The organism is Flavobacterium gillisiae (assembly GCF_900107635.1).
GTDB lineage: Bacteria > Bacteroidota > Bacteroidia > Flavobacteriales > Flavobacteriaceae > Flavobacterium > Flavobacterium gillisiae.
On record NZ_FNRD01000024.1, the window covers coordinates 1 to 2,543 of the forward strand.

Annotated in this window: 2 protein-coding genes; both read left to right on the top strand. The window is 35.6% G+C overall.

The genetic code is table 11. The annotated features are described in order from the left end of the window. Positions 1-148 precede the first annotated feature (148 nt). Entirely contained in the window at positions 149-1,702 is a 1,554-nt protein-coding gene (gene istA / locus BLV35_RS19040) for an IS21 family transposase (RefSeq protein ID WP_091093979.1), read from the top strand. 23 nt (positions 1,703-1,725) lie between these two features. Next, the gene (gene istB, locus BLV35_RS19045; protein WP_091093977.1) at positions 1,726-2,454 is read left to right on the top strand and encodes an IS21-like element helper ATPase IstB; all 729 of its coding nucleotides are present in this window, start codon (positions 1,726-1,728) and stop codon (positions 2,452-2,454) included. Positions 2,455-2,543 lie beyond the last annotated feature (89 nt).

The following is a 2,543-nucleotide window of genomic DNA, read 5'->3' on the forward strand; positions in this document are numbered from 1 at the left end:
TGGATATCTCGGTTCGATTTGTGCCACTGATTTCGGTTAGACCGTGCCACCCATTTCGGTCAATTTGTGCCACTATTCCGGTTCGATTTGTGCCACTTTGAAAGATCAAAATCAGCTACTATCTTGTTGTTATCTAAAACAATACGATATGGCTAATAAACTTGATCCTATGGACTTAAAACAAATCATTACTTTACATTTGGACGGTTATAGCAATCGTAAAATAGGAAGTACATTAGGTATTTCTCGCAATACTGTAAATACCTATATGCAGCTATTTGAAGGCTGTAAATACTCTTTACAACAATTACTCTCGTTCGATGTCGAACAACTATCAGAGCTCTTTTCTAGCTTTACAACTGTTGACACGCAGCGGCATAACGATTTAATGCTTTATTTCGAGACGGTTAATAAAGCTCGTAACCATCCTGGATTTACTTTTCTATATCATTATACACAATATGCTCAAACTATGGCTAATCCTTACAGCTACACACAGTTTATGGAGCATTATAACCGAAAATATAAAGAGGTAAAAGGTTCTATGAAGTTAGAGCATGAGCCAGGCAAAGAGATGTACATTGATTTTGCTGGTAAAAAACTCTCTTATGTTAATCAAAACACAGGGGAAATTATACCCGTAGAAGTCTTTGTAGCTATACTTCCCAATAGCCAATATACCTATGTGCAAGCCTGCCAGAGTCAGAAGAAAGAAGATCTTATAATATGCTGTGTTAATGCACTAAACTTTTATGGAGGTGTTCCTTTGGCAATAGTCTCAGACAACTTAAAATCAGCTGTATCTCGTGCAAGTAAGTATGAATCACAAATAAACAGAAGCTTTAAAGACTTTGCTAGCCATTATAATTGCATAGTTAATCCAACTCGTACTTATGCTCCCCAAGACAAAGCCTTAGTGGAAAACGCTGTACACCTTGTCTATCAAAGAATTTACTATCCCATTAGAGAGATAACTTTCTTTTCTTTGGAAGAACTCAATGCAGAGCTAAGACGTATGTTGACCACTTATAACCAATTGCTTTTTCAGCGTAAAGAAGCAAGTCGTGTAGAGCTCTTTCAATCTGTGGAAAGACAATACTTAAAAGCATTACCCGGCAGTACTTATCAAATAAAAGATTATAAAAGAGCGAAGGTACAGAAAATAGGATATGTATATTTTTCGCCTGACAAGAGCTATTATAGTGTTCCTTATCGCTATATAGGCCATCATACAATGATTCACTACACAAATACTTCCGTAGAAGTTTACTATAATCATTTACGTATTGCCACACATAAGCGAAATCCAAAAAAAGGGAATTACAATACAATTAAGGAGCACCTATCTAGTACGCATCAAAGCTATACCAGTTGGAGTCCTGAGTATTTTAAAAATCAAGCAGCTCCACACGGTGCTCATTTAGTGAAATGCGTAGAGAAGATTCTGTGTAATGTAGAATATCCTGAGATTGGATACAAAAGGGTTATTGGCTTAATACAACTACATAAGAGTTATGGATCACAAAGACTTGATAAAGCTTGTGAGATTGCCTTGAATGCTAATATTGCGGCCTATACCCATATCAAAAACATCCTGCGTCACAATATGGATCTCAAAGAAACTCTGCTCCAAGAACTGGACGCTAATACTAATCATATACCAGTACATCAAAACATCAGAGGAGCCTCTGCGTACCAATAAATAGTAATCTTAAATATAATAATATGGATAATAATCAAACTATCGAAAAGCTAAAAGCAATGAGGCTTAACGACATGGCACAGCTTCATCACAGTCATATTAAAAACAATACAATGATGTCATTTACCATTGACGAGTACATTGGTTTACTAACAGATCACGAGTATGAGAATAGGCAAAACCGCAAAATCGAAAGACTAATTAAGCAGGCTCAGTTTAGACAAAGTGCAAGCATGCCAGATATAAATTATACTCAAAATAGAGACCTTGATAAGAATATGTTCACTCGCCTAGGAACATTGGATTTTATTCTCAAAAAACAGAATGTAATCTTAACTGGATCTTGCGGAGTTGGAAAGAGTTATCTTGCTCAGGCTCTAGGACATCAAGCATGTTTAATGGATTATAAAGTCTTGTATTATAACACCGCTAATCTTTTTAATTTATTAAAAATAAGCAAATTAGACGGGACCTACCTAAGAGAAATTAAAAAGATACTAAAGTCAGATCTACTTATTTTAGATGACTTTGGCCTACAACCATTTGATAATCAGTCTAGGGAAGCTTTATTAGATATTGTTGATCAAAGACACAATCAAGGATCAATAATACTATCTTCTCAAATACCGGTATCTGCATACCATGACATAATTGGGAACTGTACTATTGCCGATGCTGTGCTAGATAGGATTGTAAATTCCTCTCATAGAATAGAACTAACAGGTGAGTCTATGAGAAAAGCAAATTTTTAAACTGAACAAACTTTTTGTATTATTGTAATATCTTTCAAAGTGGCACCATTTCAACCGAAATGGGTGGCACGGTCCGACCGAAATACCCA